The sequence below is a fragment of the Nonomuraea sp. NPDC052129 genome, assembly GCF_040680095.1.
Classification (GTDB): domain Bacteria; phylum Actinomycetota; class Actinomycetes; order Streptosporangiales; family Streptosporangiaceae; genus Nonomuraea.
Genome location: NZ_JBFAVX010000007.1, coordinates 164851 through 191200, shown reverse-complemented (window position 1 = coordinate 191200; position 26350 = coordinate 164851). Strand labels below are relative to the sequence as shown.

The 26350-nt window shown below is 69.8% G+C and carries 22 protein-coding genes; 10 read left to right on the top strand and 12 right to left on the bottom strand.

The features are described from left to right. Window positions 1–67: 67 nt before the first annotated feature. Entirely contained in the window at window positions 68–1603 is a 1536-nt protein-coding gene (locus AB0L53_RS18920) for a long-chain fatty acid--CoA ligase (protein WP_363995476.1), read from the top strand. Between the two features lie 60 nt (window positions 1604–1663). Here AB0L53_RS18920 and AB0L53_RS18915 read toward each other — a convergent pair whose 3' ends face one another. Beyond that, entirely contained in the window at window positions 1664–2755 is a 1092-nt protein-coding gene (locus tag AB0L53_RS18915; RefSeq protein WP_363995050.1) for a glycerophosphodiester phosphodiesterase, read from the bottom strand. A gap of 117 nt (window positions 2756–2872) precedes the next feature. Here AB0L53_RS18915 and AB0L53_RS18910 point away from each other — a divergent pair, with 117 nt between their 5' ends. The 5 genes from AB0L53_RS18910 (at window position 2873) to AB0L53_RS18890 (ending at window position 8596) form a co-directional block, all read left to right on the top strand. Next, entirely contained in the window at window positions 2873–3517 is a 645-nt protein-coding gene (locus AB0L53_RS18910) for an HAD family hydrolase (protein ID WP_363995047.1), read from the top strand. A gap of 51 nt (window positions 3518–3568) precedes the next feature. After that, the gene (locus AB0L53_RS18905; RefSeq protein WP_363995044.1) at window positions 3569–3979 is read left to right on the top strand and encodes a hypothetical protein; all 411 of its coding nucleotides are present in this window, start codon (window positions 3569–3571) and stop codon (window positions 3977–3979) included. Between the two features lie 197 nt (window positions 3980–4176). Next, window positions 4177–4392: a GntR family transcriptional regulator gene (locus AB0L53_RS18900; RefSeq protein WP_363995042.1), complete on the top strand. Its 216-nt coding sequence runs from the start codon at window positions 4177–4179 to the stop codon at window positions 4390–4392. 674 nt (window positions 4393–5066) lie between these two features. Continuing rightward, on the top strand, window positions 5067–5909 hold the full coding sequence (locus AB0L53_RS18895; protein ID WP_363995039.1) for a hypothetical protein: 843 nt from the start codon (window positions 5067–5069) through the stop codon (window positions 5907–5909). Continuing rightward, window positions 5903–8596: a PQQ-binding-like beta-propeller repeat protein gene (locus tag AB0L53_RS18890; RefSeq protein WP_363995036.1), complete on the top strand. Its 2694-nt coding sequence runs from the start codon at window positions 5903–5905 to the stop codon at window positions 8594–8596. The genes AB0L53_RS18895 and AB0L53_RS18890 overlap by 7 nt, the downstream gene beginning before the upstream one ends. 415 nt (window positions 8597–9011) lie before the next feature. Here AB0L53_RS18890 and AB0L53_RS18885 read toward each other — a convergent pair whose 3' ends face one another. Beyond that, entirely contained in the window at window positions 9012–9653 is a 642-nt protein-coding gene (locus AB0L53_RS18885; protein WP_363995034.1) for a hypothetical protein, read from the bottom strand. A 565-nt stretch (window positions 9654–10218) separates the two neighbouring features. On the opposite strand from AB0L53_RS18885, the gene AB0L53_RS18880 reads away from it, so the two are divergent. Together AB0L53_RS18880 and AB0L53_RS18875 are read left to right on the top strand one after the other, a co-directional pair. Beyond that, window positions 10219–12129, top strand: a complete 1911-nt coding sequence (locus AB0L53_RS18880; protein ID WP_363995031.1) for a S8 family serine peptidase — start codon at window positions 10219–10221, stop codon at window positions 12127–12129. A 255-nt stretch (window positions 12130–12384) separates the two neighbouring features. Next, window positions 12385–12972: a hypothetical protein gene (locus AB0L53_RS18875; RefSeq protein ID WP_363995028.1), complete on the top strand. Its 588-nt coding sequence runs from the start codon at window positions 12385–12387 to the stop codon at window positions 12970–12972. Window positions 12973–13255: 283 nt separating this feature from the next. Here AB0L53_RS18875 and AB0L53_RS18870 read toward each other — a convergent pair whose 3' ends face one another. From AB0L53_RS18870 to AB0L53_RS18855, 4 genes are all read right to left on the bottom strand, one after another. Further along, complete coding sequence (locus AB0L53_RS18870; protein ID WP_363995025.1) at window positions 13256–14515, bottom strand: cyclopropane-fatty-acyl-phospholipid synthase family protein; 1260 nt, start codon at window positions 14513–14515, stop codon at window positions 13256–13258. A gap of 4 nt (window positions 14516–14519) precedes the next feature. Further along, window positions 14520–15869, bottom strand: a complete 1350-nt coding sequence (locus AB0L53_RS18865; protein ID WP_363995473.1) for an FAD-binding oxidoreductase — start codon at window positions 15867–15869, stop codon at window positions 14520–14522. A 130-nt stretch (window positions 15870–15999) separates the two neighbouring features. Continuing rightward, window positions 16000–16983: an NAD(P)-dependent oxidoreductase gene (locus AB0L53_RS18860; RefSeq protein ID WP_363995022.1), complete on the bottom strand. Its 984-nt coding sequence runs from the start codon at window positions 16981–16983 to the stop codon at window positions 16000–16002. After that, the gene (locus AB0L53_RS18855) at window positions 16980–18515 is read right to left on the bottom strand and encodes a serine/threonine-protein kinase (RefSeq protein WP_363995019.1); all 1536 of its coding nucleotides are present in this window, start codon (window positions 18513–18515) and stop codon (window positions 16980–16982) included. Before AB0L53_RS18855 ends, AB0L53_RS18860 begins: the two co-directional genes overlap by 4 nt. A gap of 140 nt (window positions 18516–18655) precedes the next feature. Between AB0L53_RS18855 and AB0L53_RS18850 the strand changes: the two genes are divergently transcribed. Further along, window positions 18656–19777, top strand: a complete 1122-nt coding sequence (locus AB0L53_RS18850; protein WP_363995016.1) for a CaiB/BaiF CoA-transferase family protein — start codon at window positions 18656–18658, stop codon at window positions 19775–19777. 1 nt (window position 19778) lies between these two features. Continuing rightward, entirely contained in the window at window positions 19779–20936 is a 1158-nt protein-coding gene (locus tag AB0L53_RS18845) for a cytochrome P450 (protein WP_363995013.1), read from the top strand. Here the strand turns inward: AB0L53_RS18845 and AB0L53_RS18840 are convergent. The 6 genes from AB0L53_RS18840 to AB0L53_RS18815 are packed head-to-tail and all read right to left on the bottom strand — an operon-like array spanning window position 20899 to window position 26248. Continuing rightward, complete coding sequence (locus AB0L53_RS18840; RefSeq protein WP_363995010.1) at window positions 20899–21657, bottom strand: hypothetical protein; 759 nt, start codon at window positions 21655–21657, stop codon at window positions 20899–20901. The genes AB0L53_RS18845 and AB0L53_RS18840 overlap by 38 nt on opposite strands. Further along, window positions 21654–22787: a glycosyltransferase family 4 protein gene (locus AB0L53_RS18835; RefSeq protein WP_363995007.1), complete on the bottom strand. Its 1134-nt coding sequence runs from the start codon at window positions 22785–22787 to the stop codon at window positions 21654–21656. The genes AB0L53_RS18840 and AB0L53_RS18835 overlap by 4 nt, the downstream gene beginning before the upstream one ends. Further along, on the bottom strand, window positions 22787–23131 hold the full coding sequence (locus AB0L53_RS18830; RefSeq protein WP_357940089.1) for a hypothetical protein: 345 nt from the start codon (window positions 23129–23131) through the stop codon (window positions 22787–22789). Before AB0L53_RS18830 ends, AB0L53_RS18835 begins: the two co-directional genes overlap by 1 nt. Further along, on the bottom strand, window positions 23128–23838 hold the full coding sequence (locus AB0L53_RS18825) for a hypothetical protein (protein ID WP_363995004.1): 711 nt from the start codon (window positions 23836–23838) through the stop codon (window positions 23128–23130). The genes AB0L53_RS18830 and AB0L53_RS18825 overlap by 4 nt, the downstream gene beginning before the upstream one ends. An 11-nt stretch (window positions 23839–23849) precedes the next feature. Then, window positions 23850–24971 carry a glycosyltransferase gene (locus AB0L53_RS18820; RefSeq protein WP_363995001.1) on the bottom strand — a complete coding sequence of 374 codons (1122 nt, stop codon included), beginning with the start codon at window positions 24969–24971 and terminating at the stop codon, window positions 23850–23852. A gap of 59 nt (window positions 24972–25030) precedes the next feature. Next, window positions 25031–26248 carry an FAD-dependent monooxygenase gene (locus AB0L53_RS18815; RefSeq protein ID WP_363994998.1) on the bottom strand — a complete coding sequence of 406 codons (1218 nt, stop codon included), beginning with the start codon at window positions 26246–26248 and terminating at the stop codon, window positions 25031–25033. Between the last annotated feature and the right edge of the window lie 102 nt (window positions 26249–26350).

Sequence of the window (26350 nt, the reverse complement as noted above, 5' to 3'; positions counted from 1 at the left end):
CCCCTACCGGTCGGTATGTCTTGCTGCCATGATGACGCGCAAGCCGTACACAGGGAGGAAGGCGCTCATGCTCAACCTGTCGATCGTCCTGGAGGACAGTGCCAGGGCCACGCCGGACGGCACGGCCATCGTCTTCGGGGACATGCGCCTGCCGTACTCAATGATCGACACCGTGGCCGCGCAGGTGGCCAACCTGCTGGTCTCGCGCGGCATCGGCAAGGGTGACAAGGTCGCGCTGGCCTGCCCCAACCTGCCGTACTTCCCGTTCGTCTACTACGGCATCCTCAAGGCCGGGGCGACGGTGGTGCCCCTCAACGTGCTGCTGCAGTCGCGGGAGATCGCCTACCACCTTGACGACAGCGACGCCAAGGCGCTGTTCTGCTTCGAGGGCACGCCCGAGCTGCCGCTGGGCGAGCGCGGGAAGGCCGGCTTCGAGGCGGCCGAGGGGTGCGAGCACTTCTTCGTGCTGCCCGCCACGCCGCTGGCGACCGAGTCCGTGTACGGCGAGTCGATCTGGGCGGCGCTCGACGGCATGTCCGGCGTGTTCGAGACCGTGCAGACGGCGGCCGAGGACACGGCGGTGATCCTCTACACCTCCGGCACCACGGGCCAGCCCAAGGGCGCCGAGCTCAGCCACCAGAACATGCTGATGAACGCCATCGTCTGCGACCGGATGTTCCCGAGCGCCGAGGGCGGCGACGTGATGATGGCGGTGCTGCCGCTGTTCCACTCGTTCGGGCAGACGGTCGTGCTGAACCAGGGGTTCCTGCGGCGGGCCGCGATCGTGCTGATGCCGCGCTTCGAGCCGGGCGACGCGCTGGCGCTCATGGCCAAGGAGGGCGTCACGTTCTTCGCCGGCGTGCCGACCATGTACTGGGCGATGCTGTCGAAGGTCCACGCGGACGGCGTCGCGCCGCCCGCGAACCTGCGGACTGCCGTGGCGGGCGGCTCCGCCTCTCCGCTCGAGGTGCTGAAGGACTTCGAGAAGACGTTCGGCGTCGCCATCCTCGAGGGGTACGGCCTGTCGGAGACCTCGCCGGTGGCCAGCTTCAACCAGCCGGACCACCCCGCCAAGCCGGGCACGGTCGGAACCCCGATCTGGGGCGTGGAGATGAAGCTCATCGACAGCGACTGGAAGACGGTCGAGGGCGAGGGACCGGGCGAGATCGCGATCCGCGGCCACAACATCATGAAGGGCTACTACGGCCGTCCGGAGGCCACGGACGAGGTGATGCGCGACGGCTGGTTCCGCAGCGGCGACATCGCCACCCGCGACGCCGACGGCTACTACGCGATCGTCGACCGGTCCAAGGACATGATTATCCGTGGCGGGTTCAACGTCTACCCGCGCGAGCTCGAAGAGGTCCTGATGACCCACGAGGCCGTCTCGCTGGCCGCCGTCGTGGGCGTACCGCACGACTCGCACGGCGAGGAGATCAAGGCGTACATCATCCGTACGCCCGGCTCGACCGCGACCGAGGACGAGCTGATCGCCTGGGCCAAGGAGAACATGGCGGCCTACAAGTACCCGCGCGTCGTGGAGTTCCGCGACGCCCTGCCGATGACCGCCACGGGCAAGATCCTCAAGCGCGAGCTCCGGTAGCCCTCAGAACCCGACCGGCTGTGACGGCGCCGCGCGTGCGCCGCGCCGTCACTCCCGGGCCTAACTTGTCCGCTTCGCCACCACGGCCCGGCCCATGGCCGGGTCGTCGCAGAACGCGCCGTCCACGCCCAGATCGAGCAGCCTGGTCAGCCAGCCCATCACGTCGCCGGTGGCGCGCGGGAAGGCGGGGCTGGCCGGGTTGCCCAGCCGGTAGTCGAGGGGGAGCTGGGAGTTCTCGTTGCGGATGGTCCAGACATGCACGTCCAGCCGCCTGCGGTGGGCGTCCTGGACGAGCGTGGTGGGCTCCGTCAACTTGCCGTCCGCTCCCACGGGCACGACGCGGCGGGTGTCCACGCCGATCCCGTTCGCGTACGAGGCCACCTCGCGCAGCCCTTCGGGCTTCACCATGTCGTCATAAGTACGCTGATCACCGGCGGCGACCCAGTCATACGGTGCCCCGCCGAACGTGATCAGCTGGATCAGCGGCAGCCTGGTCTTCTTGCGCAGCTCCCGCAGGTTCGCGGTCTCGAACGACTGGATGTACACCTTGCGCATGTGGTTGCTGTTGAGCGTCTCCAGCAGCGGCTCCTCCAGCGACAGGCCGATGGAGTCGAAGTACGTCGGATGCTTGGTCTCGGGATAGACACCCACGCCGTGACGCTGCGCCAGCCGCACGACCTCCTCGAACGTCGGGATCTCCGCCACCCCGTCGAAGGCCGTGTTGTCGGGCCGCAGGTCGGGCACGCGTTCCTTGGCCCGTAGCGTCTTCAGCTCGGCCAGCGTGAAGTCCTCGGTGAACCACCCGGTGATCGGCCGCCCGTCGACCGTCTTGGTGGCGCGCCGGTCGGCGAACTCCGGGTGCGCGGCCACGTCGGTGGTGCCGGTGATGTCGTTCTCGTGCCTGGCCACCAGGATGTGGTCCTTGGTGGAGACCAGGTCGGGCTCGATGTAGTCGGCGCCCATCGCGATGGCCGCCTCGTACGAGAGCAGCGTGTGCTCGGGCCGGTGGGCGCTGGCGCCCCGGTGCCCGATGACGACGGGGGCCTGGGCGCGGCGTTCGGCCGCGGCGGTGTGGGGCTGGAGCAGCACGACCGCGACCGTACCACCGGTCAGGACGGCCAGAGCGCTCGCGAATAATCTGCGCGTCAGCATGCCGCGTACGTTAGACCGGCAAAGTGGCCGGTGAGTGACGATGGGGCGCACAACCGTTGATCGTCTGTTCCGCGGAAGGCCGCCGCGCGTCATCGAACACCTGTATGGTCCTGAGGCGTGCTGGCACTCTTCGACCTCGACAACACCCTGATCGACCGCCTGGACGCCTTCAAGCGCTGGGCCGCCGAGTTCGCCGCCGACAGGGGACTGGGCGCGCAGGATGTGGCCTGGATGATCGAGCTGGACGCCGACGGCTCCATCCCGATGAGCACGTTCTTCACCCACGTCCGCGAGCGGTTCGGGCTCGCCGAGTCGGCCGACTCACTCTGGCAGGGCTACCGTGACCGCCTGCCGCACCTCGTCACCTGCCGCCCGGCCGTACTCGAGTCCCTCGATCGCCTGCGCATGTCCGGCTGGCGGGTCGGCATCGTGACCAACGGCATGGCCGACAACCAGTCCGGCAAGATCCACCACAGCGGCCTGGTGGACCGGGTGGACGGCTGGGCCATCTCCGACGCCGAGGGCTTCAGAAAGCCGGACCGCGAGCTGTTCGAGATCGCCGCCCGCCGGTGTGACACCACGCTCGCGGACGGGGACTGGATGATCGGGGACGACGTGGAGAAGGACGTGGCGGGCGGACGCGGCGCCGGCCTGCACACGATCTGGATCGACCGCGGCCTGTCCCCGGGCTTATCCCCGGGGGCGGACCACAAGGTGACCGACGTACTGGAAGCGATCGCCCTGCTCGATGTCGACTATTAGCGGCTCTTCACGCCGGGACCCCGTTCCCCACGAACAACGGGAGCGATAGGTATGCGGCGATGGGTCCTCCGGCTGAGCGCGGCGCTGCTGATCCTGCTCGCCGCGGCCGCCGTCACGCCGCCACTCACCGGGCTCGGCCGGCCGAGCGAGGCGGAGGTGCGAGACCGGATCGTCATAGGCGAAGCTCCCGCCGATGTCGCTGGCCACCGCAGCGGCATCGCCGCCCTCCTGCCCTTCGACGACACTGCGCTGTTTCTGATCGGCGCCGCCCTCGCGGCAGTCGCGATACTGCTGCTCCTGGTCGGCCGCCGTCAGGGGATCGGCTCGCGCGAAGTCCTCCCGGTGCGGTGGCGGCTGTCGCTGACGCTGTGGAGCATCGCGCTCGCGCTGGTGAGTACGCGAGCTTCCTGTTCTCTTCGACCACGACATGTTCGCGATGTGGGGCGGCTGTCCCGGCTTTGAGCTGTACCTGTCGGCCGACTTCCTGCTGTCCCCCTTGCGCCTCGTGCCGCAACCCGCGGTGGTAGCGGTGGGCTTCGGAGTGTGGGGGCTGCTGGTGCGCAAGGACTACCGGCGGTGGGGGCGCGCGGTCGGCTGGGCCACGGTGATCCCCCGCGAAGCTCCCGAAGACCGATCCGAACGGTCCGGACCTGGTCTACATGATCATTGCCGACCACATCGCCGGGCAGATCCAACAGGGAGAGCGCCCTGTTGGATCTCGATTGCCGTCGGAACTCGACCTCTCGAACGCATGGGGAGTCGCCCGGATGACCGTCCGGCGTGCGATTCAGAACCTCACCGAGCGGGGCATGGTCCGCGCCGTTCACGGCAAGGGGACGTTCGTGACCGAGCCCCCTGCCGCAGCGGCCGAATGAGTGCCGCCCATCTCCGCCTGGACGCAGCGCGAGGGTTCCAACAACCGCCTGTATGACCTTGGATGGTCTGTTTGGCGAAGGATCTCGATTCCCCTGAGATCACGGGCAGGACGTTGGGACGAAGGCCACCGCGTCGAAGACGACGCCTGACCTCACCGACAACTGCCCCAACGTCGGGCTGACGTTCACCCGGGTAGACGACGTCTGAACCCGGCAGCGCACCGGGAGACGACGGCCGCCCATCCGTGCCCGGCCATGATGCACCGCACCCGTGCCATCCTGGTCGAGCACTGCCAGCACGGCTTGCACAGATTCGGCTACATGACCATCCCGTAAGGGTCGACGGAGTTCACCAGATGGCGCGCGGGGATCGTTCATGACGTGTGCAAGCGACGACCGCCCCCATCGGCCCCTCCACCCGAACGCACGAACACCGATGGGCGTCACCGATTGTCTGCAGTAGTGAAAGGGGCTGCCGGACAATCGTCGGGTCCCCGAGACCGGCCCGTCGGCTGAGCATACGTCTGGTCCTCCTCCCGCACGAGCGGGCAGAGGATCTGCAGGACACGCCGGACACGCTCGCCGACAGTCGTGAATAGCCGCAATCCGCTCCTGCGCGCTCGAGCTCGTGCCTACTCTGGTCTCGACGATCGGTCGTGGAGGGACACGTCCCCATGGGCAGAGCGCGCCGGAACAAGCCCACATCGGTCGGCCGCGACGTCGCGGCACAGCAGCAGGGAGGCGAGGCGTCTGATCCTGCCCGGTCGAAAGGGCTGCTTGCGTGGCTGGCGGGGATCGCCAGCGCCGTGGTTTTGGCCGCGTTCGGCGTCGTGTTCACCGAGTGGTACAACGCGCACGGCTCCGACACGGTCGAGCAGGTACGCGGCACCGCCCCGATCACCGTCGGTCAGGTGGCCGTCGACTATTCCGAGCGCGACACCGTCCTGCGCGAACCGGTGACCGACCCCGAGGACCGGGCGGTCATGCTCGCCGCCCACGCGGACAAGCAGCGTGAGACGATGCTGGCGCGCCACCGGATGGCCCCGATCGGCGGCATGAACGTCACAGTCGCGCTGACCGGCAACCGCAGCAGCCTGCGCATCGTGAACATCGAGCCGCAGGTCCTCGCCCGCATGCCGGTGTCGGAGGGCGCCCGCCTGATCGTCATCAAGGGCGGCGAGGCGGGCACCGTCGAGATGGCCGCCGACCTCGACCGTCCCACGCCCCGGTTCACGAGCGGCGGGGACACCCCGTACTTCCGGAAGAAGCAGATCGACCTCAAACGGGACGAGCCGGTCACGCTCAGCCTGAGCTTCTCCGGCAAGAAGGCGTACTACGAGTTCGATCTCCGGGTCACGGTGCTCGCGGACGGCCGTACGGAAGAGGTCGTGATCAAAGGGCCGGACGGAGGGCCGTTCCGGTTGAGCGGCGAGGCCGCCCGCTACCGGACCTACTACCGGCAGGCGCCGCAGGGAGGCTGGCAGCCGGTCTCCTGTCAGGGGCGCCGGACGTGCTGATCACCCGTTGCGTCAAGGCCCTGACGGCGCTCTCGGTGGCCTTCGCGCTCGCGGTCGCCGACGACGGGCGGCCTGCGCCGGAACTCATCGGGTGGAAGGCGGCCTGGTCGGTCCCCGCCGGGGAGGATGCCCTGCAGTCCCTCCTGTCCGGCGACAACCTGCTCTTGGAGACGCCAGGGACGGTGACCGTGCGCGACGCCGATACCGGCGCGATCCGGCGTACCGTCTCCACCGCGGTCACGAACCCTACCGTCCTCTCCACCGAGGCCGGGATCCTCTTCTTCACCGATTCGACGAAGGGAGTGACCAACTGGGTCGTGCACGCGTACGATCTCGCCTCCGGCAGCGTCTTGTGGCGGCACGCGGTACCCGCGTCGGACAACGGCGACCTCCCGCAGATCCAGGTGGTAGGGCGCGCAGCCGTCCTCTACCAGCGGAGATCCGGGCTGCTCTCGCTCGACGCGCGAACCGGCGGCGTCCACGCACGCGCCGGCGACCTGCCGGACTGCGACGGGGTGATCACCGGCACCTCCCGGTCCGTGATGCTCCTGACCCACTGCAAGAACGGCGGCGTCCAGCTCGCCTCCTACGACCCGCGCACGCTGCGCCGGAACTGGACGCGTCCGGTCACCACCCGGCACACCGCCGCGGACGACGGCGCGCGGCTCGGCTACGAGCAGCCGCCGGAGGGCTTCGTCGTCGCGGACGACGGCGCCCGGCTCGGGTACGAGCAGGCGCCGGAGGGCTTCGTCGTCGCGGATGTACACGACGAGCGGTTCCTCTTCGCCGAGGACGGCACGCCGCGGCCTATCTCTGACCTGCCCATCTCTCACGGGCTCGGCGGCGACGGCCGCTGGAGCATGCCGTTGGAGGTCGGCCGTCATCCCGACGTCGAGGACTCCGCCGGATTCGACTCGAACAACGCGTGGCCGCTGCCCGGCTTCCTCATCTCGCGCGACCGCGATACCGGCCGTCTCGGCGCATTCCCCCTGGACAGGCCGCTCCCTCACTACATCACTCTCCTGGGGTCGACCTCGCACCTGGCCCTCATCCACAGTGACGCCCATGTCACCGCCTTCCGTCCCGTCTACGGACGTCCCACTGGGCCCGTCGCGCTCGGCGGCGTCCCGCCGGGCGACTGGCCGGACGCGTGCTCCTTGCTCACTCCGCGCGACGTCGCCCCCGGCGCCCGCTTCCTCCCCGGCCGCAGGTCGCTGGGCCGCCTCACGCTGCCCAAGCCCGTGACCTGCGACTGGGTGCCGCCCGAGGACGACCGCGGAGTCGTCTCGCTCTCCGTGAGCTGGGTGTCCCCGGACGCCGGCGCCCTCTTCGCCGCCGCGGCCGGGCAGATCAAGGGGCACGAGAGCTTCGACTACGACCCCACGATCGAGGGCGAGGGCATCTTCTCCTACACGGCCCACGGCCCCCGCGGGACCTTCGGCGCGACGCTCGTCAACGTGGGCCCGGTCATCGTCCATCTGACGTCGCCATCCAGGCTGGTCCAACGCCTGGCCGCGGCCCGGGTGCGCGACAACCTGATGGCCCGCTACCGGCCAGGGGAGCGCGTCCGTCCTCCGGCGCGGACGGGCGGCTGGACCCACCTCGCCGACGAGGGCGTCCGCGCCGACCCCGTGGTGGACGGCGATGTCGTCTACGCCGGCGCCGACGACGGGCTGTACGCCCTGGACGCCGCCACCGGCCGTATGCGCTGGAGGTCAGGACCGGCCGCGCCCATGCTGGTGGACGGCCTACTCTACGGCGCGAGGAGCGACGGGGTGGCGGCCGTCGACGCCGCCACCGGCCGGATGCGATGGAACCGCCAGTTTGACGCCAGTGACATCGTGATCCAGGCCGGCGGCGTGTACGCGGGCGTCGGCTTCACCCACGTCATCGCGCTGGACGCCGCCACCGGCAAGCAGCGGTGGCGATTCCGCGTCCCCGGCTCCCTGGGCAACGTGGCCGTGGCCGCCGGCACCGTCTACGTGAGCAGCCAGGAAGGTCGCGTGGGCAGCGAGCAAGGCCTACTGTCCGCCCTCGACGCCAAGACGGGCGCCCTTCGCTGGCGCTCCCGTCTGGGCGCCGCCAACTCCATCCCGGCCGGTTACCTCACCGCGACCAAGGAGGCCGTCTTCGCGGTCACCGGCGCGAGGGTGGTCGCGCTCGACCCCGCCACTGGGAAGGCGCGATGGCGCGCCGGCTTCGGCGACCTCGTCCGGTACGACCCCCTCATGATCGGCGGCACCGTCTACCTCGGCGACCTCGCCGGACGCACGTACGCGTTGGACACCGCCTCCGGCCAGGAGCGATGGAGGCTCACCACCGCAGGCGACAGCGGCCTCTGGAGCGTGACCGAGTCACGAGGGACGGTCTACATCGGCGGCCAGGACCTGCACGCCCTCGACCCCGAAACCGGGCAAGAACGGTGGAGCAGGCCGCTCACCGCCAAAGTGTCGGTCCACGGGGACACTGTCTTCGCCCGAGACGAGGGTGGCATGCTGCACGCGCTGGACGCGGCCACCGGCGCGCCGCGCTGGCGCTTCCAGACCGGCGGCCATTTCCAGACGCTGCCGGTCGTGGCCGGCGGTCTTGTCTACGTCGGCAGCTCGAACGGCAACCTGTACGCGTTGCGCGCCACGGACGGACTCCCCGGGCCGAATCCGGCCGAGCTTGACCGGCGCCCCGGGTGAGTACGGGTCGTTCGGTGCGAATCGCCGGTGAGCCGGCCACCCGGCTCGCGCTGCTGGAAACCCTGTCCGCGACTGACCGCCTGTGCCGGGCCTGTGGCTATCGCGTGCATCGTCCGGGCGGCGGCGCGGCGCCGTCCTCCACACGCCGAAAACGCGTACACGCTGCCTGCCGGGATCAACTCCCGGCAGGCGTCCCACACATCCGGCTCCATCGGCCGCTCGGGAACCCCATCATGCCGCCGGCCTGACCCCCGACCTACATGATCGGAACCCTGACCAACAACATCATCAGAACACTCCTGGCTGCCGGGTCGCGACGTCGGTCGGGTCGCCCGCTACGTCCCCGTGTGACCGTCCGCCGGGAAGCGCGAGATCGCCGTCATCTGCGTCGTAAGGCATCGTGTGCGCACGCGCGTCACTCGTTCTGGGCGTCCCGGAGCTTCGGCACCGCCAGCCTCGCCGCCCGCTTGCTCAGACCGGGCTCGAACGCCCCGAAGAACCCGTCGCTCACCAGCAGCGTGACGGCGTTCTTGACTCTGATGAGCACGACATCCGCCGCCTGAAGCTCGGCGCTCCTCGTCGCCATCGTCTCCTTGTACCTGATCCCGTACACCCAGTTCCCGACCGTACCGATGGAGAGCCTGGTGGTGGTCGACTTGGCGCGTTTGGTCTTCGTCTTGGTTCCGGCGCAGTCCCGGACCATGACCTTGCCCACCGTCTGCCAGGCGGCCATCTTGGCCGGGGTGCCGCTGATGGCGAACTGCTTCACGCCCGACGGCAGGCCCTCTTTGTCGATGTAGACGGCCGCCGGACTGCTGAGGAGGGGCTTCAGCGCCCTCATCGCCCGTAGGCACTTCTTCGTGTGGGCCGAGTCGGCGTCCAACGCCTCGCGGATGTGCTTCGGGTTGGGGGCGTAGGCGTCGCCCAGGTCCTCGGGCGTGATGAGGGCCTCACTCAGCTGGGCCGAGGTCAGGGGCTTGTCTGGGGCGGCCAGCGCGGGAGTGGCGGAGGCCAGAAGGAGGGCGGCGGCAGTGCCGCCTAAGATCACGGAGCGCATGGCAACGCATCCTAGTGAGGTGCTCACCGGGGGTCCCCGGGGGTTTCGTCACACGACCGTCTCGATCTCTGTGACGGTCCGTGGTGGCTGAGGTCACTCCAGGGATACCCCATCCGGGAGCGCGGAAGAAGACGGTCCATCATGGCTGAGGTCTTTCGGAGTGGACATCCCTTCCGGGGGGCGCCGCATAGACCGCCTTTCTTCATTACGCCACTATGGCCGATAGGCGCCGCCTGCCGCGCGATTTACGGCACGCATGTGCATTGTCTGCCAAGGCGCCATATATTCGCCACAATTTCGCCATATGACTCCACCCACCTGCGCAGATGCGAGATTTCAGCATCTTGAGCGGCAATTTGAATATCTGCCTCGACCCAGGCCCTTGTTGACCAGGTTTCGATCATTTACTGTCCAGGTGATCAATTCACTCACCTTGGAGTGGCGGATGAAAAAGTGGGTTTTATCCTGCATCATCATGGCGTTAGCGGCCACGACAGGCGTGAGCGTGCCGGCCCATGCCACGTCGGCGAATCTGGCTGAGCAGCCCCCGTCGATAGAGCCCGGGTTGAGCGCGCGGCTTGCCGCCAGTGCCAAGATCAGGGTGAATGTGATCACCAAGAGCCGGGCGGATCTGCCGGAAGCATCGAGTGCCGGTCAGGTGCTGCAGACGATGTCCCGGTTCCCCATGGTCACCTTGCGTGTCGACGCGGCGGCGGTGGACCGGCTGGCCAAGCTGCCGAACGTGGTGAGCGTGTCGGAGGACCGGCCCGTACCACCGGTGCTCGCCGAGAGCATCCCGCTGATCGGCGCGGACAAGACGCGGGCGGCCGGGTTGACCGGCGCGGGCAGCGTGGTGGCCGTGCTGGACACCGGCGTCGCCGTCAAGCACCCCTTCCTGGGCGGACGGGTGATCGAACAGGCCTGCTTCTCCCCCATCGACGCCGACTACGGCGCCACCAGCCTGTGCCCGAACGGCACCGCCACGCAAACGGGAGCCGGCTCGGCCGACTCCGAGAGCGGGCCGTGCGCCGACGCGGCACTCGACTGTGATCACGGCACGCACGTGGCCGGGATCGCGATCGGCGACGGCACGAACGTAGCCGGTGCCCCGCCGGCCGGGGTCGCCCCGGGGGCCAAACTCGTCGCCATCCAGGTGTTCAGCAAGTTCACCACCGACGACTTCTGCGGGGTGGGCGCCGCGCCGTGCGTGCTGAGCTTCACCAGCGCCCAGGTGGCGGGGCTGGAGAAGGTCCTGCAACTGAAGGAGGCCGGTACGGCCCTGGTGGCCGCCAACCTGAGCCTGGGCGGCGGCCAGTACACCTCCGCGTGTGACACCGATCCGCGCAAACCGGCCATCGACGCGCTCCTGGCGGCCGGGGTCGCCACGGTGGTCGCGGCCGGGAACAACGGCTACGGCGACGCGGTCAGCGCGCCCGCCTGTGTGCCCTCGGCCATCACGGTCGGCAGCACCACCGACACGGACGAGGTGTCCGCCTTCAGCAACCGCGGTCCGCTGCTGGACCTGTTCGCTCCCGGCACGTCGATCGTCTCCTCGGTGCCCGGCAACTCCTTCGGGTCACTGAGCGGTACGTCGATGGCCGCTCCGCACGTGGCCGGCGCGCTGGCCGTGCTCCGCCAGGCCTTCCCCCAGGCGAGCATCGGGCAGCTGGAAGCGGCCATGGAGAGCGCGGGCAAGCCCATCGCCTATACCAGCGCCACCACGCCCCGCCTCCGGCTGGACAGCGCGGCCCTCCCGCCGACCCAGCCCACCGACGGCGCCCTCTGGCCGATGTACTTCTCCAACTTCAACGACTACGCCATCCCCGACCCGGGCAGTGTGGACTCGCCGATCGTCGTGAGCGACCTCCTCGGCAAGACCCCGTCCCAGGTGCACGTCTACGTCTCCATCCAGCACCCTTGGGTGGGTGATCTGAAGCTCTCCCTGATCAGCCCGGACGGAAAGGTATATGTGCTGAGGTCGCCGTCCTCGGACGGCAGCGATTTCATCGACGAGACGTACGACGTGGACATCAGCGCCGTGACGAAGCAGAACGGGACCTGGAAGCTCCGTGCCGCGGACGGCTGGTCACCCGGTGCCGGCATCATCGACGCCTGGTCGATGGACTTCCCCTACTTCGAGAACTGGACCGAATACGCCATCCCCGACAAGGGCGGCCTCGTCAAATCGCCCATCACGGTCACGGGCTGGCTCCCCGGTAACGCGCCCCAGAAGATGACGGTCTCCGTGGACATCAGTCATCCCTGGAGAGGCGACCTGAAGATCGATCTGATCGGCCCGACCGGCATCGTTTATCCGCTTCGCGCGGCGAACTCCAAAGACGACGCCGACCAGATCGAGGAGACCTATCCGGTGGATGGGAGATCCTCACCGGCCAACGGGACATGGACGCTTCGCGTCGAAGACGTCACAACCGGCGACACGGGCTACATCAACGGGTGGATGCTGAGGTTCTGACCGTTGTTCATGTGGTGGGTAGGCAGGAAGGTGCGGGCCGGGGGCCCTCACCCGCCCCATGTGCTCAGGTGCTCCATGTGCTCAGGACCAGTCGAGCGACGGGCGCAGCGGGACTCCGGCGCGTCCCTCCGCATCGACGATGTCCCCCCAGCACCTGGAGCCCCCGCTCCTTGCCGCGTGCGAACCCCACGCGGAAACTGTCGCCGCCGTAGGCCATGCTGAGCCCTGCCGTCAAAAGTGGGGAAGGGATGCCTCGTGCCGATCCAGGTCGCCAGCCGTCGTCGTTCGGCGGCCTCGCTCGCCAAGGCCTTTCCCGAAGCTCAGATCATCGACGTGACCTCCAAGGCAGCTGAGCCATGGGTGCGGCTGAGTCCGTTCTATCCGCACGGCGGCATCCCGGTGCCGCGGACGCCCGGCGTCACCGGCCAGTCGGTCGAAGGAATCTGGCAGGCACTCAAGGTCTTCGAAACCACCGACGTCGACCTCACCAAGCTCGACGTCACCTCCATGACCGGCCTCAAGCGCACCGTCCGCAGATACGGCCACGTGCGAGGCCATCGCGACGGCCTGCATGGCGAGCGGCTTCTGTCCTATGAAACGGCAAGGCGTCGCATCTACTTGCCGGCCTATCGCTGGGTCCTGGAGAACAAGACCCCCGACCTGATCGAGCGCCTTCGCGACCTCGCCAGTGAGCAGGAGGTCCTGCTGCTCGACTACACCACCAACGGCGATGTCACCGACCCCATGACACCGCTCTCCCACGCCGCGCTCGTACGCCTCCACCTGCATGACGAATGGCCTGACGAGGACGATCCATCGCTACGGCCGGATGGCCAGGCCTGAGACCGGCTGGTCGTCCCCTGGGCGCACGACCGGTTGGCGACCCGTCGGCTGCGCCGCTGATCGCAGACTCCGCCAAGGACAAGCCGGCCAACATCGGTCCGGCTGGCTCCTGGCCGACGCATCCCGCCGGTCCGGCGAAGCGTTCAGGAGGAGGGTCCGAGCGGAGCGAGGTCCTTCAGGGGGCAGGCGACAGCTCGCCCGGGGGCGTCCGGAGCGAAGCGGAGGCCCTTCAAAGGAGGGCCGTAGGTGTGAGAGGCCGGGTGGGCCTCTCACACCGGAAGCTCTAGGGCCAGTCGATCGACGGACGCAGCGGGACCCCGGAGTGTCCCTCCGAGTCAAGTTTGACGCCCAGCACCTGGTGCAGCTGCACCTTGTTGCGTTCGAAGCCCACGATGCAGCCCGCCATGTACAGGGCCCAGACGCGGGCGGTCCCCATGCCCACCTCCTGCACCGCGTCGGCCCAGTTGGCGTCGAGGTTGGCGCACCAGTGCCGGAGGGTCTCGGCGTAATGCTCGCGCAGGTTTTCCTCGTGGCGGATCTCGAACCCGAGGTCCTCCATCTGCCTGACCAGGTAGCCGACCGACTCCAGCTCGCCGTCGGGGAAGACGTAGCGGTTGATGAAGCCGCCCTTGTTGAACGTCTTCTCGGTGCCGGTCGGCCGGGTGATGCAGTGGTTGAGCAGGCGGCCGCCCGGCTTGAGCTTGCTGTAGAGGAAGGCGAAGTAGGACGGGAGGTTGCGCTTGCCGATGTGCTCCGTGAGACCGATGGAGCTGACCGCGTCGAAGTCCGACTCGACGACGTCACGGTAGTCCATGAAGCGGACCTCGGCCAGATCCTCCAGCCCGGCCTCGACGATGGCCTTCTGGGCCCACTCGGCCTGCTGCTTGCTGAGGGTGACGCCCAGGGCCTTGACGCCGTAGTGCTTGGCGGCGTGCATGACCATGCCGCCCCAGCCGCAGCCGACGTCGAGCAGCCGCATGCCGGGCTTGAGGCCGAGCTTGCGGGCCACCAGGTCGAACTTGGCGTATTGCGCCTCCTCCAGCGACGACTCCTTGGTGGGGAAGACGGCGCAGGTGTAGGCCATGGACGGGCCCAGGACCCACTCGTAGAAGCGGTTGGAGACGTCGTAGTGGTGGTGGATCGCCTCGGCGTCACGCTGCTTGGCGTGCCGGGAGCCGAGCTTGGCCAGCGTGCTCTGGCGGATCTCCTGCGGCGGCGCCGGGACGCGCATCATCAACGGCTTCAGGCCCAGCGATCGGACGGCCGCCACCTTCTCGGCGGTCGTCAGGTCGTTGGTGGTGATGTTCCACATGCGGTCGAGCAGTGTGTACATGTCACCGTGGACGTCGATGTGGCCGGAGATGTAGGCCCTGGCAAGGCCGAGCTCTCCAGGTGCCTGCGCGAGGTAGGCGACCGCTATCGGGGACTTCACCTCCAGGGCGAGGTCCGCGCCGTCCGGCCCCGCCTTGCTGCCGTCGTAGGCCATGAACGCGATGTTGGCCTGCGGACCAACGATCTTCTCAAAGATGGATGCGAGAGCCATCTGCTCACCTTCCCCGTACACACTTGTCGTACAGGTCAAGCATTCGGCCGTTCGGGTCGTATTCCTGCTTGACCGGCCAGTAAGCATCGCCGTTGTACAGCTGCCAGAACTGCTCACGGGCGTAGAAAGAAGTCGAGTAAAGCGACTTGTGCCCGTCGAGCTCGTGCACAGAGTTCTCGATGAGACGGTTGTAATAACCGTCGAACTGCCCCCGTGGCAGTGGCACCATTCCCCAGAAGCCGAAGTTCACGTACAGCTTGCCGGGCTCCAGGGGGTAGAGCGGCCAGCGGGAGGAGGCCCGCAGCGGGCACATCCACACCGGCGTCATGCCGACCTTGTCGTGGAAGAACTCCAGGAACTCCGCACCCCGCTCGACCGGGGTCTCGACGTCCTGGATGACCGATTCCTGAACGGGCTGGTCGCGCCATCTGTCGACGCGCGCGACCACCCCGTATTTCCGGTCGAGCGCGACCAGCCGCCGGTAGACGTCGGAGCGCATCCAGCGGCGCGGCATCAGCGAGCGGACCATCGGCTGCTGCACGCCGAAGGCACGCGAGCACCAGAACCAGTCGGTGTCCCAGCGCCACAGGTAGTCGCGGATGCTCAGCCAGTCGCGGTTGCGCTGCCTGATGGACTGGTAATAGATCCGCATGCCGGTGTAGTCGGAGGTGTAGGGCGCACGCTCGGCGAAGCGGCCGACCGTGAGATACATCTCCCCTGGCTCGAAGAAGACACCGTCGATGAAGTCGACGGGCTCTCCGTCATGCTCCATGCTGTCGCAGATCTCCTGCATGGCCAGCATGCACTTGTCGGCGTCGGTGAACTTGACGTGCGTCAGCTTGACGTAGGGCTGGACCTTCCTGAGCTTGATCCTGATGCGCAGGGCGTAGCCGAGCGTGCCGTAGGAGTTGGGGAAGGCCCGGAACAGGTCGCGGTGCTCGTTGTCGTCGCGGGCGACGACGATGCGGCCGTCGCCGGTCAGGATCTCGAGCTCCTCGACCGACTCGTGCGGCAGCCCGTCTTTGAAGCTGGTCGACTCGATCCCGAGCCCCGTCACCGCGCCGCCCAGCGTGATCGTCTTGAGCTGGGGCACCACATAGGGCATGAGCCCGTGCGGCAGCGTGGCGTCGACCAGGTGCTCGTAGGTCGTCATGCCCTGGACCTCGGCCGTCATCGTCACCGGGTCGACACTGATGACCTCGTCGAGCTCCCTGGCGGAGAGCTTGGCGGTCTTGCCCGAGTCGCGGAATCTGAAGAGGTTGGACGTGGCCTTGGACAGCCGGGGCGAAGCGTCCCCCGGGATCTCCGCGTACGACTGCCTGATGTGCTCTACTGCCCGTCGGTGTGTCGACATCGTTGTCGTCACGGAAGCACCCCCTTGAGCCGGTAGAGATCGTCCTGAAGAAGGTATCTCCCTGGACTGACATCGACCAGACCGGGGTCGTTAAAGACACGAAAACTGTTTATCGTGCCCGGTCGAATGCCTACGCGGTGGGCGAACTCGGAAATTTCCGGCGGATGATCGGCGATACACCGTTGATCACGTTGGCCACCTCGTGGCCGTCCAGCGCGGCCGTGAGGTTGGCCATCGTGGCCGTGAGCAGGCGTCCGGTGGACTCTGGCGTCACTCCGGCGACGTGCGGCGACAGCAGCACGCCGTCGATCTCGCGCAGCGGGTCGCCGTCGGGCAGGGGCTCGGTGTCGAACACGTCGAGCGCGGCGCCGCCGAGGTGCCCGTCGGTGAGCGCGCCGGCCAGCGCCGCCTGGTCGACGACCCCGCCCCTGGCCGCGTTGACCAGTAACGCCCCCTGCTTCAGCCGCCTGGGGTCGATCAGGCCACGCGTCTCGTCGGACAGCGCGATCACCACGACGACCACGTCGGAGTCGGACAGCAGCGGCGCCAGCTCCTGGTAGCCCGGCTCCGCGCGAGGCGTGCGGGTCCAGTAGGACACCTGGCAGCCGAACGCCCGGAACAGCCGGGCGCAGGCCGCGCCGATCGGACCGTAGCCGACGATGCCGACCTGCCGGCCGTGCAGCTCGCGGGGCCGCAGGTCCTGCTGCGGCCAGTGGCCCGCGCGGACGGCGGCGTCGGCCTCGGCGAGCTTGCGCGACAGTGACAGGGCGGCGGCCAGGCACCACTCGGACACCGCGACGGCGCTGACGCCCGCCGTGTTGGCCAGCGGCACGCCCGCGGCGGCCAGCGCGGCCAGATCGTGGCCGTCGACGCCGACCGAGGGCTGCTGGACGAAGGCCAGCCGGGGCGCGGCGGCCACCGCCTCGGCGTCGAGCGCCAGCAGCGCCGTCCAGTCGCCGAGCACGATCTCCGCCTCGGCCAGCGAGGCGAGGAGCGCGGCGCGGTCGCGGGCCGACGGCACCCGCACGGCCACCCGGTCACCGAGCGGCGCGAGCAACTGCCGCAGCACCTCCTCGGGGAGCGGCGCCAGCGCGAGCAGATTCCAAGGCGTCATGCCGCTACCGTAAAGCTGGCGATCACCTGCCGCATCAACCCCTGGTCTTGTTTCCACCGCGCCTCGGTGGCCGTCCACGACAGGACGTAGGCGGTATCCCCGATCGCCACCGCCCGCTGCACCTCGTGGTACTTCACGCCCTGCGTGCTCCACGGCGCGTCGCCGGTCGGACCCGCCGTGTAGGTGAACTCCCATTCCACGGCCTTGGTCCCCTGGTGGGTGACGGACCTGCGGCGCAGGGTCCGAACGTCCTGGTCGTTCTGCCCGGCGGTCTCCTGCGAGTCGCGGATGATCTGGTTCGGGTCGGGGTTGACGTAGATGGCCTGGACGCCGAAGTGCCCGCTCCGGTCCCGGCGCGTCCACTCGGTATAGGCCTCCTTGCGGGCGCCCCTCCAGCCGATGGGCCGCATGATGGACCAGCCGTCGGGCGACTTCCAGGCCCGTACCGTCGCCACCACCCTGGTCGGGGTGGGCGTCGGGGTGGGGGTGGGCGTCGCGCTGGTCTCGGTGCTGGGCGGTGGCGTGCTCGGCGGCGCGCTGGCCACGGCGCTCTGCGTGACGCGCGGCGCGCCTTCCGCCGACCCGCTGAGCTTGAAGAAGGCGAACCCGCCGCCCCCGACCACCAGCACCGCCGCCGCTGCCGCCGCGAGGAGGGTACGGCCGCCGCGCGGCGGCTTCGGCTCCACCACGACCCGGTCGGCGTTCGGCTGCTTGGCGGCGACGATGGCGGCCAGCAGCGCGTCGGCCTGCTCGGCGTTGACCCGTTCGTGCGGCTCCTTGCGCAGCAGCCCTTGCAGGATCGGGTGCATGATCGGCGGGATCCGGCGGTAGTCCGGCTCGTCGCTCAGCAGCGCGTTCAGCGTGGCCATGGGATCGCCGCGCTCGAACGGCGACCGGCCGACCAGCGTGGCGTAGAGCGTGGCCCCGAGCGACCACAGGTCGGAGGCGGGCCCGGACTCGGCCGCGCGCACTCGTTCGGGAGCCAGGAAGCTCGGCGAGCCGGTCACCATCCCGGTCTGGGTCAGCGAGGCGTCGCCCTCGGCGGTGGCGATGCCGAAGTCGGTGAGCACGGCCCGGCCGTCGTCGGTGAGCAGGATGTTGCTCGGCTTGACGTCGCGGTGCAGGATCCCGACCTCGTGCGCGGCCCGCAACGCCGACAGCACCTGCCGGCCCACGTCGGCCGCCTGCCGTACCGGAAGGGCGCCGGAGGTGGCGACGACCTCCTCCACCGAGGGGTGGCGTACCAGCTCCATGATGATCCACGGCCGGCCGTCCTCCTCGACCACGTCGTAGATCGCGACGACGGACGGGTGGTTCAGCCGTGCCGCCATACGCGCCTCGCGGGCGGTACGGAGCAGCTGCCGTTCCTGGTCGGCCCGGGGCAGTCCCTCGGGCAGGAGCACTTCCTTAACGGCGATCTGCCGGTTGAGCAGTGTGTCGCGGCCTTCCCAGACCACGCCCATACCGCCGCGCCCCAGTTCGCGCAGTAACTGGTAGCGCTTGGCCACCAGCTGGTTGCTATCCGAAACCATGTCCAACCCTTGTAGACCCACCCGAACAGTGGGCAAGTTTCCCATACCTCGCGTATGTCTGCCCGGAGGTCGGGAAGGCGTCTTGCCAGAGGTCACCGAATGTTGTTCTACTGAGGCCAGCCGAGTCGTAGGAGATGCCGATGTCTGAAGGCCGACAGGGCCCGCTCGCCGGGATCCGGGTGCTGGAGCTCGCGGGGCTCGCGCCGGGCCCGTTCGCCGGGATGATGCTCGCCGACCACGGCGCCGACGTGCTGCGCGTCGATCGCGTGGCCGCCGTCTCCGACGAGCCGCGCACGGACGTCATGGACCGCGGCAAGCACACCATCGGCCTGGACCTGAAGTCGCCCGAGGGCGTCGCCGCGCTCAAGGAACTGGCGAGGAACGCCGACGTCGTCATCGAGGTCTTCCGGCCCGGAGTGGCGGAACGGCTCGGCATCGGCCCCGCCGACCTCCACGCGGTGAACGAGCGGCTGATCTACGGCCGGATGACCGGCTGGGGACAGGACGGGCCGCTCGCCACCACCGCGGGCCACGACATCGACTACATCGCGATCTCCGGCATCCTGTCGATGCTCGGCCGCGCGGAGGACAAGCCGACGCCGCCGATCAACATCCTGGGCGACTTCGCCGGCGGCGGCCTCATGCTCGCGTACGGCGTGCTGCTCGCCCTGTTCGAGCGGGAACGCACCGGCAAGGGCCGGGTGATCGACGCGGCCATGGTGGACGGCGCCGCGATCCTGTTCGCGATGTTCTACCACGGCGTGCAGAGCGGCTTCTGGGGCCCGCGCGGCACGAACCTGCTGGACACCGGCGCGCCCCACTACGACACCTATGAGACGGCCGACGGGGAGTTCATGGCGGTCGGCTCGCTGGAGCCGCAGTTCTGGAACGCGATGGTGACCCGGATGGGGCTGACGGACCTGCCGGACCGCGGCGACAAGAAGCAGTGGCCGGCGCTCAAGGCCCGCCTGGCCGAGGAGTTCAGGTCGCGGACGCGGGCGGAGTGGGAGGCGGTGTTCGACGGCTCGGACGCGTGTGTGTCGCCGGTCCTGTCCATGAAGGAGGCCGTCCGGCATCCGCACAACGTGGCCAGGGGCGCCTTCGCCGACGTCGGCGGGCTCAGCCAGCCGGTACCCGCGCCGCGCCTGCTCGGCGTACCGGACCAGGACCTCTCACCCGCCACCCGGCTCGCCGACCTGTCCGCCTGGGGCCTGAGCGCCGAGGCCGCGGAGAAGCTGCGCTCCCAGGGGGTGCTGGCCTGACATGAACCCCGACCTGCTCGACGGCGCCCTGTACGCGGGCGACCCGGCACCCGTCTACGCCTGGCTGCGCGAGCACTCCCCCGTCCACCACGACGCCGCCAACGGGCTGTGGGGCATCTCCCGCCACGCCGACATCACGGCCATCGAGCGCGATCCCGGCCTGTGGACCAGCACCGGCGGCTACCGCCCCCAGCTGCCCTCCGATCCGTCGATGATCGGCATGGACGACCCGGAGCACGCCGAGCACCGCCGCCTCGTCTACCGCCGCTTCACACCGCGCTACGTTCACGAGCGCTACGCCGCCCGCGTCCGCGAGGTCGTCGTCGAGCTGATCGACCAGGCCCTGGAGGCCGGCACCGTCGACGCGGTGCCCGCCCTGGCCGCACCGCTGCCCGCCCGCATGATCGGCTGGCTGCTCGGCTTCCCCGACGCGGACTGGCCGCGGCTCAAGCACTGGTCGGAGACCACGATCGTGGCGGGCGGCGGCCTGCGCTACGTCACGCACGAGGCCGCGGTCGCCGCGGGCGAGTTCGGCGAGGCCGTACTCGCCCTGGCCGCCGAACGCCGGGTGTGCCCGGCCGACGACCTGGTGACCCTCTGGTCCGGCCGGGCCGCCTATGACGACGACCACCTGGCGAACGAGGCGCTGCTGCTGCTCGACGGCGGCGCGGAGACCACCCGTACGGTCATCGCGACCGCGATCGACGCGCTGATCCGGCACCCGGACCAGTGGCGGCTGCTGCGCGAGGACCGCGGCCTGATCGAGAACGCCGTGGAGGAGTTCATCCGCTGGACCACCCCGATCCTGAACATGTGCCGCTCGGCCACCCGCGACACCGAGCTCCACGGGCAGCGCATCGGCCGAGGCCAGCAGGTGCTGCTCATGTACGGCTCGGCGAACCGGGACGAGTCGGTGTTCGACCGCCCGGAGGTGTTCGACGTGACGCGCAAGCCGGGCGGGCACATCGCGTTCGGCCTGGGAACCCACTTCTGCCTGGGCGCGTCCCTGGCCCGGCTGGAGTTACGGATCTTCTTCGAGGAGTGGATCGACCGGGTGGGCTCGGCCGCCTGGGCCGACGACGCGGGCCCGCGCATCCTGCCCAACGCGTTCGTGCGCGGCGTCACGTCCTTTCCCGTCGTGCTCTCGCCGCGCGGGTGAACTGGTCGTCGAAGCGGCGGGGGAAGGGCACCATCCGATGCTTGTGCCGGTACGGCGCGGCCTGCCGTACCACGTTGAACCCGGCGGCGGAGACGATGCGGCCGGCCGTGGCGAACAGCGGCCAGGCCGGACGGACGGCGAGGTGCGCCACTCCGGCGGGCAGGCCGGGCGGCGCGGCGGGCGAGACGAGCACGAGGCGCGGGCTGAGACCTTCGAGGACGGCGCTCTCGCGGGCGTACGCCACCAGCTCCAGGATCTCGCCCGGCGGCCCGGAATGCACGATCAGCCAGTCCCCCGAAGCCGTCAGCCAGTCCCCCGGCGCTGTGGCGGGCGGGGCCGGTGGATCGGCCAGTGCCAGCGGGACCACCTCGTCCGACACCGACTCCAGGTAGGCCAGGTGGGAATCGCTCACCGGCTCGGCCAGCCACGTCCGGTGGAAGCGCAACGGCCGGGCCGGGATCAGCGGCCGGTAGGCGTCCCAGCGCAGCAGCCTGGCCAGGTGCACGACACGCGTCCCCGGCGGCACCGCCGCCTCGATCTCGCCGTCGAGCCCGGCGGGAAAGGCGTCCACCACGATCTCGTCGGCCCGCGCGAGCACGGCCGGGTCGCGCGGCCACTCGGTGCGGATCGTGGCCGCGGCGCCCGGATGGACCGTGTGCAGGTAGGCCCGGACCCGCGTGAGATGGCCGAGCCCGCCGCCTCTGGCGTAGCAGACGATCATGTGCGGTTCGGCGGGGCGGACAATCCGGTGCCGTCGGGCGGAGCGGCCAATCGGGTGCTCTCGCGGAAGACCCGCAGGTAGCCCTCCGTCTCGGCGGTCACCGTGAAGTCCCTGCGTACCCGCTCGGCCGCCGCCGTGCCGAGCTTGGCCAGTTGCTCGTCCGTGGCCCGCGCGGCCCGGTCGACCGCCGCCCGGCACTCATGTGGGTCCCCGGCGGCGAAGCGGAAGCCGATCTCGTCGTCGACCAGGTCGGCCAGCCCGCCCGCGTCGGAGGCGAGCAGCGGGACGCCGAGGGCCGCGGCCTCCAGGGCCACGTTCGGCAGCCCGTCGTAGAACGAGGGCAGCGCGACCAGGTCGCATGCGGCGTAGAGCGCGGGCAGCTCGTACCGGTCGAGAAAGGGCAGCCGCGTGTGCCCGGCCGGCACGGTCAGGTCCGCCTCCAGCTCCCCGACGAGCAGCAGGTGGAACAGGTCCGCGTGCCCGGAGGCGGCCAGCGCGTCGAGCAGGAAGCCGACGCCCTTCTTGTTCTTGAGCTGCCCGATGAGCCCGATCGTGCGCCGGCCGGCGGCGGCCCGCCTGGCCAGGCCCGCCGCGCGTTCGGAGGGCAGGATCTGCCAGCCGGCGGTGTCGATGCCGTTGGCCACCCACCGCACCCGCGCTTCCGGAACCAGCGCGGACACCAGCGGCGCGTGCCCGGAGGCCACCACGCACACCGTGGCCGAGGCCCGTAACGCGTCGAGCAGGGCGCCCCTGCGGCGCAGCGAGAAGACACCGGTGTCGAAGTCGTTGCCGCGCAGCAGCGTCACCAGCGGGACGCCGAGCCACGCGGCCAGGATCGGGGCACCGAGCATGGCGTACGTGCCGCCGAACGCCACCACGTGCGTGTACGACTCCCCCCGCAGCACGGTCCACAACCGGCGCAGCGCGTGCTCGGGATTGTCCTCCAGCGGCACGGTGAGCAGCCGCCCGCCCCGCTCGCCGCCGGTCTGCCAGGGCCGATCCCGCCTGGTCAGGTGCGCGACGTCGATCTCCACGCCCGCATCACGCAGGCCCCTGACGATCCTGTCGCAGGACTCGGCCATGCCGCCCCTGCTCGGCGGGTAGTGCTCGGTCAGCCACAGCAGCCGCATCAGCTGTCCACGAAATCGCGCTCGTCGCCATCGCCGAAGTCACCGAAGTCGCCCTGGTCCTCGGGGTCGAAGGCGCCTCTGTCGTAGTCGTCGAACGTGCCGTACCAGCCGGGGTCCTGGTAGGTGGAGGAGGTGCTCTGGTAGTGGTCGCGGCGGAAGCCGCTGGTCCAGAACGGGTCGTAGGCGGAGCCATAGCCCTGGGCGGTCGCGCACTCGGGACAGACGCCGCCAGGTCCGACGTGCCGGTCGCAGATCGGCCTGCCGCACCCGGCGCAGGCGGCGACCGGCGCCCGGCCGCAGCGGCCGAGCACGAAGAATCCGGTGCTCACCATGCACGGGATCACGCGGCCCGCCTCCTTTGCGTCCACCTGAACGGTTCGGTCGCCACCGTCATGATCGCCCCGAGCTGGTCACGCTCGGCGGGCAGCGGCACCTTGGCGGCGGCCCTGATCACGGTCTTCACGCCCGGACGGACCTTCACCTGGATCCACCACGGCGGCGGGCTGCCCGGCCGCGCCGGCACCTGACCCTTGGCCAGCGAGCGGCTGGTCCGAATGTGCTGTACGGCCTTCGTCTTGGTCTTGGTCTTGTGCTTGCCCCGCGGATTGACCTTGACGACCCGGCGGCGCCTGACCAGGTCGGTGACAGCGAGCGTGAGCACGCTGCCGTCGCGTAACTCCGAGCGGACGCTGAGCCACGGATCGCGCACCCACCACTCCTCGGCCCGGCGCACGGGTCGTACGACCGGCAGGGACCGGCGCGGGCTCTCCTTGCCCGGGACGCCGTGGCCGCGCAGATCGGCGGTGATGCCGACCACGCCGCCGCCGACGTCTTCACAGAGCACCCTGATCAGCGGCACGAGCAGGCTCTCCGTACGCGCGGGCAGCCGCCACTTGGGCCGCCGGACGAGCCCGCGATGCCGGGAGAGGCTGGCCAGCAGCGCCGCCCATTCCGCCTTGGGCAGCGTGGCCGAGAGCGTGTGCTCCCAGATGAGGGTCTGGTGCAGCGGGTGGAACCCGGCGATCGCCGCCCGTGTCTTCCGCCAGAACATGGCTCGAAACACTACACACGGCGATAAACCTCGGCGAGCCTCGCCCGGGAATCAGCCCAGCTGGGCACCCTGCCCCTGGCCCGCTCCGCCATCACCCGCGCCTGTTCGGGGTACTCCAGGAGGGTCCGGATCGCGCGAGCCAGCTCGGCGGGCCGATCGGGCGCGACCAGCCGCCCGTCCTCCCCCAGGATCTCTCGTACGGCCGGCAGGTCCGAGGCCACCACCGGCGTGCCGGCCGCCATCGACTCCAGGATCTTGAGCGGGGCGCAGCCCTGGTCGAGGTTGCGCGGGCAGGCGGTGAGCGGGGCGGCGGACACGGCCGCGCCGGCCAGCCAGCCGGCCACCTCGTCGTGGGGCAGCGTGAACCGCCACACGATCCGCTCGGCCACCCCCAGGCGGTCGGCGAGGCGCTGGAGAGGTTTGGCGCGGCGTTCCGGGACGGAGGAGCAGACGACCAGCCGCAGCTCGGTCAGGTCGGCCAACCTGGCGAAGGCACGGAGCAGCACGTCCACGCCCTGCCAGCGCTGGAGGGCGCCTACGTAGATCAGGTAGTGCTCGGGCGCGGCGGTCGGTGCGGTCGGTGCCGGGGTGACGGGGTTGGCGGCGTTCGGAACGAGGAACACCTTTTCCGGATTTATCCCCATTTTGCGGATGGCGTCCCCGATGACGCTCGATGGCACGACAATCGCGTTCGCCTGTTCCAGGCAGTGCGCCTCCAGCCGCCGCAACTTGGCCACCGTGGCGGGGGCCGCCTGGGGCCAGGTGTGCGGCAGCTCGATGGACGGCAGCCCGTTCACCTCGTACACCACCTTGTGCCGGTGGCCGAGCACCGGCAGCGCGCTCCAGGGGTCGCGCACGTGGACCAGTTCCAGCGTCTCCAGGTGCGGCGCGAGGTGGCGGGCGACCCAGTGCGAGTACGCCTCGGCCCGGTCGATCAAGTTGGGGATCTGCTCGTCGAACCTGGCGATCTGGACATCGCCCTCGCGCTGGTAACGCGGCAGCCCGCCCCCGCCCAGCACCCCCAGCAGCCCGCCCCCGAACCGGTCGAACAACTCGGCGGCCATCTGTCCGATGTGCACCGCCGACCCCTTGCTCGAAGGGAACCGGTCAAAGGCGAAATAGGCGGCACGCACGGCGCGCAGTCTATTCGCGCCGTTTCCACTGGCGCACAGCTTCTACAGCCGCACGGTTTCTACTGCCGCACGCCCTCGTACGCCGAGTAGTCCTTCAACGCGATCGAGTCGTGCAGCCGCATGCCCTTGCTGCCCAGCTTGGTAGCGGCCTTGGTCACCGCGACCGGCAGGTGGCCGATCAGCCGCGCGGCCTGGGTGAGCGTCCACAGGTCGAACCGGTTGCCGGGCACGATCCGCTTGGCCGCCCCGACCGCGAACGTGCGGCTCCGCCGTACGTACTCACCGATCTCGGCCTCGTAGGCCGGGAAGGCGCGCTCGTGGTCGCCGTGTGCGGCGGCCAGCTCGCCCGCGAGGATGTACGCCCCGACGACGGCCAGGCTCGTGCTGCCGCCCACGGCCGGTCCCGGGCAGTAGCCCGCGTCGCCGACCAGCGTGACGCGGCCACGCGACCAGTTGTCGAGGTGCAGCTGGGTGATCGAGTCGAAGTAGAAGGCCGGGGTGCGGTCGAGCTCGGCCAGCAGCCGGGGAACCTGCCAGCCCATCCCCGCGAACCGCTCGCGCAGCAGCTCCTTCTGCCGGGCGACGTCGCGGTGGTGATACTGGAGCTGCTCCGGCGTCCTGAACAGGAACACCGCCCGCGCGTCGGACATGTGCGCCGCCCCGTACATACCGGCCATCCGCCCGATGCCGGACAGCCCCTCCATACGGCCGTCGAGGTCGAGGTAGTTGGGCACCGAGAAGACGGCCAGGTACGCGCCGATCCAGGTGGAGAAGCCCGACTCGGGGCCGAAGACCAGGCCGCGCACGTTCGAGTGCAGCCCGTCGGCGCCGACGACCAGGTCGAACCGCCTGGCCGCCCCGCGCTCGAAGGTCACCGTGCCGTCCTCGGCGATGGCGGTGATGGAGTCGTCGAAGACGTACTCGACGTCGGCGCGGGTGGCGTCGTAGAAGATCTCGCTGAGGTCGTCGCGCATGATCTCGACGTGCCGGTCCGACACGGCCGTGAAGACGCGCCGGAGGTCCAGCTCCACGGCCCCCTCCTGGCCTTCGCGATACATGGTGAGCCAGTTCGTGCCGGTCTTCTTGGCGGTGATCGGGTCGATCAGGCCCATCTTCTCGACGATGTCCATCGCGGGCCTGAACAGGTCGATCGCGTGGCCGCCCGTCTTGCGGAGCGACGGGGCGCGCTCCACGACGGTGACGTCGAAACCGTACCTGTTGAGCCAGTACGCCAGCGCGGGTCCGGCGACACTCGCGCCGGAGATCAGGATCTGCATGGTGACCCCCCTTACCTAACGGATGGTAAGCGATCCGGCGCGACATCCGCAAGAGATTACTTAACGATAGGTAAGGGAGATTCCATGAGGCCACGACCCGAG

Excerpts from the sequence above, each read along its gene's own strand:
- AB0L53_RS18895 (WP_363995039.1), top strand. The coding sequence starts at position 5,067 with ATGGGCAGAGCGCGCCGGAACAAGCCCACATCGGTCGGCCGCGACGTC.
- AB0L53_RS18840 (WP_363995010.1), bottom strand. The coding sequence starts at position 21,657 with ATGATCGTCTGCTACGCCAGAGGCGGCGGGCTCGGCCATCTCACGCGG.
- AB0L53_RS18855 (WP_363995019.1), bottom strand. The coding sequence starts at position 18,515 with ATGGTTTCGGATAGCAACCAGCTGGTGGCCAAGCGCTACCAGTTACTG.
- AB0L53_RS18845 (WP_363995013.1), top strand. The coding sequence starts at position 19,779 with ATGAACCCCGACCTGCTCGACGGCGCCCTGTACGCGGGCGACCCGGCA.
- AB0L53_RS18885 (WP_363995034.1), bottom strand. The coding sequence starts at position 9,653 with ATGCGCTCCGTGATCTTAGGCGGCACTGCCGCCGCCCTCCTTCTGGCC.
- AB0L53_RS18870 (WP_363995025.1), bottom strand. The coding sequence starts at position 14,515 with ATGGCTCTCGCATCCATCTTTGAGAAGATCGTTGGTCCGCAGGCCAAC.
- AB0L53_RS18815 (WP_363994998.1), bottom strand. The coding sequence starts at position 26,248 with ATGCAGATCCTGATCTCCGGCGCGAGTGTCGCCGGACCCGCGCTGGCG.
- AB0L53_RS18900 (WP_363995042.1), top strand. The coding sequence starts at position 4,177 with ATGATCATTGCCGACCACATCGCCGGGCAGATCCAACAGGGAGAGCGC.
- AB0L53_RS18835 (WP_363995007.1), bottom strand. The coding sequence starts at position 22,787 with ATGCGGCTGCTGTGGCTGACCGAGCACTACCCGCCGAGCAGGGGCGGC.
- AB0L53_RS18825 (WP_363995004.1), bottom strand. The coding sequence starts at position 23,838 with ATGTTCTGGCGGAAGACACGGGCGGCGATCGCCGGGTTCCACCCGCTG.
- AB0L53_RS18860 (WP_363995022.1), bottom strand. The coding sequence starts at position 16,983 with ATGACGCCTTGGAATCTGCTCGCGCTGGCGCCGCTCCCCGAGGAGGTG.
- AB0L53_RS18920 (WP_363995476.1), top strand. The coding sequence starts at position 68 with ATGCTCAACCTGTCGATCGTCCTGGAGGACAGTGCCAGGGCCACGCCG.
- AB0L53_RS18915 (WP_363995050.1), bottom strand. The coding sequence starts at position 2,755 with ATGCTGACGCGCAGATTATTCGCGAGCGCTCTGGCCGTCCTGACCGGT.
- AB0L53_RS18905 (WP_363995044.1), top strand. The coding sequence starts at position 3,569 with ATGCGGCGATGGGTCCTCCGGCTGAGCGCGGCGCTGCTGATCCTGCTC.
- AB0L53_RS18865 (WP_363995473.1), bottom strand. The coding sequence starts at position 15,869 with ATGTCGACACACCGACGGGCAGTAGAGCACATCAGGCAGTCGTACGCG.
- AB0L53_RS18850 (WP_363995016.1), top strand. The coding sequence starts at position 18,656 with ATGTCTGAAGGCCGACAGGGCCCGCTCGCCGGGATCCGGGTGCTGGAG.